Genomic DNA, 5138 nt, shown 5'->3' with positions numbered 1-5138 from the left:
CCGCCGAAACCGCCGGGGCCGCCGCCCGGACCGCCGCCGGGGCGACCACCGGGCGGGGTGAGGCCGGGCGGGCGATAGCCGGGGGGCCGGGTGCCGGGGGGCCTGTTGCCGGGGCCGTTGCCCGGTCCGTTGCCGGGCGGGTAGACCCCCGGCGGGTAGATGCCGGGCGGGGTGGTGCCACCGCCGCCGCCACCGCCGGGCGGGACGTAGCCGCCACCACCGCCGCCACCACCGCCGGGCGGGGTGTAGCCGGGGCCGTTCCAGCCGGATTGGTTGGTGTTGCCGCCGCCGGGCAGGTCGCCCGTCCCGGTGCCGGTCCCGGTGCCCGTGCCCGTCCCGGTGCCGCTGGGCACGGTGGGCCGGCCGTTGATCTCACCGGTGCCGGTGTTGTTGTTCTCGCCGGTGCCGCCGGTGCCCGACATGGCCGGGGGCGGGGAGAAGGCGGGCATGGAGGAGCCGGCCTCCTGGAAGCTGACGGCCATGGTCGTCATGACCTCGGCCGCCCGCTCGTGGGCCTGCTGCTTCTCCTCGAACTTCTGCTCGATCTGGTCGATCGTGCCGGCCCACTTGAAGGGGTTGGGCTCGGAGAACAGCATGCGGTAGGCGTCGGCGGTGCTGAAGTCGACCGGCTCGGGCATGGTGTTCTTCGCCGTCTCGGCGGCCCGGCTCTGGTCGAACAGCTTGGTGCCGGTGAGCTGCGCGCCCTGCGCGGCGTCGCCCGCCCAGGTGGCGACTCCGGAGAAGTAGCCGCGCGCCGACTCTGCGGCGGGCCCTTCCCAGGCGCTCTGGCTGGCGTTGTTGGCGCTGGTCAGGTCGGCCTGCAACCTCGCCAGGGTGTTGCCGACCTTGGTCCAGGCGTCACCCTGCACGTTGGCGGAGGCCGGGTCCATGTTGTCGTTGACCATGGCCTTGAGGGCCGGGTGGTCGTGGCCCATGTAGTGCTGGCACGACGAGGACATCGGCGGCCGGTACTGCTCGACCACCTGGGCGAGACGGGCCTGGTCCGCCGCCATCTGCTGGTTGAGCGCCGCTTGGTCGCGAACGTTCTCGACCACGGCGACGACCGTCGGGATGATGCCGCTCGCCTCGTCCAGGTTCTGCTGCTGCTGGCGGTCGAGCTGTTCCTGCCGATCGCCGGAGTAGTCGATCTCGCTTGCGTCGCTGTTGTGATTTTGGTTCGGCGGCGTCACGACGTTCTCCTTGACTGACTGGGCAGCCTCGACGGCTGGCTAGGGCAGGTTCGGCTCGATGGCGGTCGCGACCTCGGTCGCGGCTTCGCACGCCTGTTCCTGGGTCGAGGGTGAGGAGGCGGCCACGTCGACGCGGGAGCCCGACGTGATCTCGATGACGATCGCGCAGGAGCTGTCGGTGGTGGGAGCGGTCGCGCGCTTGGCCTTGTGGCCGCTCATCGGGAAGTCGGAGAGCTGCGTGTTGGGACCGGGCACGAAGTCCTCGACCCCCAGCTCGGGGAACGGGATGACCCGGACCGCGGTCCGTTCGGCGTGCCGCGCCTCGCAGCCGCCCGCCTTCGCCTCTTCGATCCGGGTGAGACCGAGCTCGGACGCCACGCCTCGGAGCGCCTCGCACGCGTCGAAGTTCGCCAGGCTGTCACCCGCGGGCGCCGACGTCGTGGTCGACGTGCCGGCGTCCCCGGTCGGAGCGGCGGTCGTGCCGGTGGTCTCCGGGCTCGGCGTGCCCCCTGTGTCCGAGCACCCGGCCAGCACAGCCCCCAGCACGGTGACGGACAGCAGTGCCCGGATGACCAGATTCCCCGTCAAGACATCCCCATCTCAATAGCTCTTGAAGCCGTCGGCGCGCGCGTCGTCGACGTTGCCGTAGTTCTCGATGGCCTTCTCCAAGGCCTGCCGAGCCTCTTCCAACGCGGTCTTCAACTGCTCGACCGCCGGGACGATGCCGATCGTGCCGGCACCGCCCACCGCGCTCTCCCTGTTGTACCGCGCCATCGCCTGGGCATCGGGACTGGTGCCGAGCTTCGTCTCCTGTTGGAGGTCGTAGGTGTCCAAGTCGAGGGTGACGAGCTCGTCCTGCGCCTTCTGGATGGCCGAGAGGTACGCCTGGGCCCCGTCCTTGCTGATGGCGAACGAGCCCGACTCAGCGGCCTGCTTCAGGCCCACCATGCCGGCCGTCATCGCCTGCATGGACTGTGCGCTCCACGCACCTTCCGGCGCCACGGTTACCCCCTGCGAGTCTGCCGATCCCATCGGTCAAGGTACCCCGAAAGGGCTACCTTGTCCTGATTTTGACGACCGCCGCGCACGGCTGGTTCCGGTGTCACCCGAAAGCGCCAAAGGCCCTCTCACCTGCGACGCTGGGGACGCGACCCGAGGGCGCCCCCATGCGAGAGGGGCCCTCCCACCGGTCGGTGGAAGGGCCCCTCCAGGACAACGCCGGATCAGCCGAAGCGGCCGGAGATGTAGTCCTCCGTCGCCTTCTGGCTCGGGTTGGAGAAGATCTTCTCCGTGTCGTCCACCTCGATCAGCCGTCCCGGCTGGCCGACGCCCAGCAGGTTGAAGAAGGCCGTCTGGTCGGAGACCCGGGCCGCCTGCTGCATGTTGTGCGTGACGATCACGATCGTGTAGTCCTTCTTCAACTCCGTGATCAGGTCCTCGATCGCCAGCGTCGAGATCGGGTCCAGCGCGGAGCACGGCTCGTCCATCAGCAGCACGTCCGGCTGCACCGCGATCGCCCGCGCGATGCACAACCGCTGCTGCTGACCACCGGACAGCCCGCCGCCGGGGCGGTCGAGGCGGTCCTTGACCTCGTTCCACAGGTTGGCGCCGCGCAGCGAGCGCTCGGCGACCTCGTCGAGCTTCTTCTTGTTCTTCACCCCGGCGAGCTTCAGCCCGGCCACCACGTTGTCCCGGATGGACATCGTGGGGAACGGGTTGGGCCGCTGGAACACCATGCCGATGGTCCGGCGCACCTGCACCGGGTCGACCGACGAGGCGTAGATGTCCTCCCCGTCGAGCAGCACCTTGCCCTCGACCCGGGCGCCGGGCGCCACCTCGTGCATGCGGTTCAGCGACCGCAGCACGGTGGACTTGCCGCAGCCGGACGGGCCGATGAACGCCGTCACGTTGCGCGGCGGCACGGCCAGGGAGACCCCGTCCACGGCGTGGAACTTGCCGTAGAAGAGGTTGAGGTCCTTCACGTCGATGCGCTTGGCCATGACCGCCCGCTCACTTCGTCTTCGGAGCCAGCCACCGCGAGATCACGGTCGCCAGCAGGTTGAACAGCGTGATGATGATGACCAGGGTGATCGCCGCACCCCAGATCCGCTCGAAGCCCGCCTGCGTGGGGTTGTTCCGCTCCGAGGTCATCAGCAGCGGCAACGACGCCATCGGGCCGTCGAACAGGTTGTAGTTGATGTACGGCGCGTACGCGGCCAGCACGAGCACCGGCGCGGTCTCGCCCATGACCCGGGCGAGGGCCAGCATGATGCCGGTGACGATGCCGGACAGCGCGGTCGGGATGACGATCTTCACGATCGTCTTCCACTTCGGGATGCCCAGCGCGTAGGACGCCTCGCGCAGCTCGTCCGGGACGATCTTGAGCATCTCCTCGGTGGTCCGCACGATCACCGGCACCATGAGCAGCACCAGCGCCAGGGACACCGCGAACCCGCTGCGGCCGAAGCCGAAGTAGGTGATCCACAGCGTGTAGACGAACAGCGCGGCCACGATGGACGGCACGCCCGTGAGGATGTCGACCATGAACGTGGTGGCGCGGGCCAGCTTGGACCGGCCGCCGTACTCCACCAGGTAGACGCCGACGAACAGGCCCAGCGGCACGGACAGCAGGCCGCAGACCAGGCCCTGCACCAGGGTGCCGTAGATGGCGTGGTAGACGCCGCCGCCCTGCTGCCGGGACAGCAGCCCGGACAGCGACTTCTGCCACCAGTCCGGGTCGAGGACCACGGGGAGGCCCCGCTCGATCACCACGTACAGCACCCAGATCAGCGGCACGATGGCGACCAGGAAGGCCGCCCACACCAGCGCGGTGGCGACGCCGTTCTTCAACCGGCGGGCCCCGCTGACGCTCTGGAACGTCGGCGGCGTCGCCAGGCGGTTCAGGTCCGCCGTGTCGGTCGCTGTCATTCGTACTCCTTGTGACCGGCGACGATCGCCCGGGCGATCGCGTTGACGCCGAAGGTCAGCACGAACAGCACCAGACCGGCGGCGATGTACGCGCCCGCGGTGCGCGGGTCGTTGAACTCGGGCGCGGCGAGCGCGATCTTGGACGCGAAGGTGGCGCCGCCGTCGAACAGGCTCCAGGCGAACGCCGCGCCGGTGCCGCTCAGGATGATCATCAACGCGATCGTCTCGCCGAGCGCGCGGCCGAGGCCCAGCATGGACGCGCTGACGTAGCCGGCCTTGCCGAACGGCAGCACGGTGGTCCGCACGACCTCCCACTTGGTCGCGCCGAGCGCGATGGCGCCCTCCACGTGGGTCACGGGGGTGCGGTCGAACACCTCGCGGCTGACCGCGGTGATGATCGGCAGGATCATCACGGCCAGCACGATGCCCGCCGTGAAGATGGTGCCGCCCAGCTCGATGCTGACGTTGCCCTGGTCGAACAGGAAGAACCAGCCGAGGTTGGCGGTCAGCCACTCGCCGACCGGGGTGAGCACCGGGCCGAGCACGAGCAGGCCCCACAGGCCGAAGATGATCGACGGCACGGCGGCCAGCAGGTCGATGATGTAGGCGAACGGCCGGGCGAGCTTCCGCGGCGCGTACTGGGTCAGGAACAGCGCGATGCCCAGGGCGATCGGCATCGCGATGACCAGGGCGAACGCCGACGACACCACGGTCACCAGGAACAGGTCCAGGATGCCGAAGCGCATGTCGTCGACGTCACCGGTCGACCACTCGCGGCTGGTCAGGAAGTTGACGTGGTTGAGGCCGAGGGACGGGATGGCCTGGAGCAGCAGGAAGATGCCGATCGCCGCGATCAGGACCACGATGAAGATGCCGGACCCCGTGGAGAGGCCCTTGAAGATCCGGTCGCCCGGCCGGACGTGGGACCTGTTGTCGGCTTCCGCGGTCGGGGGAATCGGAGCCTCCGAGTCGGGTCGGGCGGCCGGAACGCCCCCGCGGGCCCCGGTCGTGCCGGTTCCC

5 protein-coding genes and 1 pseudogene are annotated in these 5138 nt (G+C 69.8%); all 6 read right to left on the bottom strand.

Features of this window, described 5'->3' with window-relative positions:
* Window positions 1–1190 (bottom strand): annotated as a pseudogene (locus ACFV4N_RS39540) (hypothetical protein); the annotation flags it as partial.
* A 39-nt stretch (window positions 1191–1229) separates the two neighbouring features.
* Window positions 1230–1778 carry a DUF3558 family protein gene (locus ACFV4N_RS39535; protein ID WP_499677811.1) on the bottom strand — a complete coding sequence of 183 codons (549 nt, stop codon included), beginning with the start codon at window positions 1776–1778 and terminating at the stop codon, window positions 1230–1232.
* 12 nt (window positions 1779–1790) lie between these two features.
* The gene (locus ACFV4N_RS39530; protein WP_499677810.1) at window positions 1791–2159 is read right to left on the bottom strand and encodes a hypothetical protein; all 369 of its coding nucleotides are present in this window, start codon (window positions 2157–2159) and stop codon (window positions 1791–1793) included.
* A 254-nt stretch (window positions 2160–2413) separates the two neighbouring features.
* Window positions 2414–3190: a phosphate ABC transporter ATP-binding protein PstB gene (gene pstB, locus ACFV4N_RS39525; protein WP_499677809.1), complete on the bottom strand. Its 777-nt coding sequence runs from the start codon at window positions 3188–3190 to the stop codon at window positions 2414–2416.
* A 10-nt stretch (window positions 3191–3200) separates the two neighbouring features.
* On the bottom strand, window positions 3201–4118 hold the full coding sequence (gene pstA, locus ACFV4N_RS39520) for a phosphate ABC transporter permease PstA (RefSeq protein ID WP_499677808.1): 918 nt from the start codon (window positions 4116–4118) through the stop codon (window positions 3201–3203).
* Window positions 4115–5074: a phosphate ABC transporter permease subunit PstC gene (pstC, locus tag ACFV4N_RS39515; RefSeq protein WP_499677812.1), complete on the bottom strand. Its 960-nt coding sequence runs from the start codon at window positions 5072–5074 to the stop codon at window positions 4115–4117. The genes pstA and pstC overlap by 4 nt, the downstream gene beginning before the upstream one ends.
* Between the last annotated feature and the right edge of the window lie 64 nt (window positions 5075–5138).

Source organism: Actinosynnema sp. NPDC059797, from assembly GCF_042732085.1.
Taxonomy (GTDB): Bacteria; Actinomycetota; Actinomycetes; order Mycobacteriales; family Pseudonocardiaceae; genus Actinosynnema.
The sequence above is the reverse complement of the archived record's forward strand: the minus strand, read 5'-3'. Positions and strand labels throughout refer to the sequence as shown.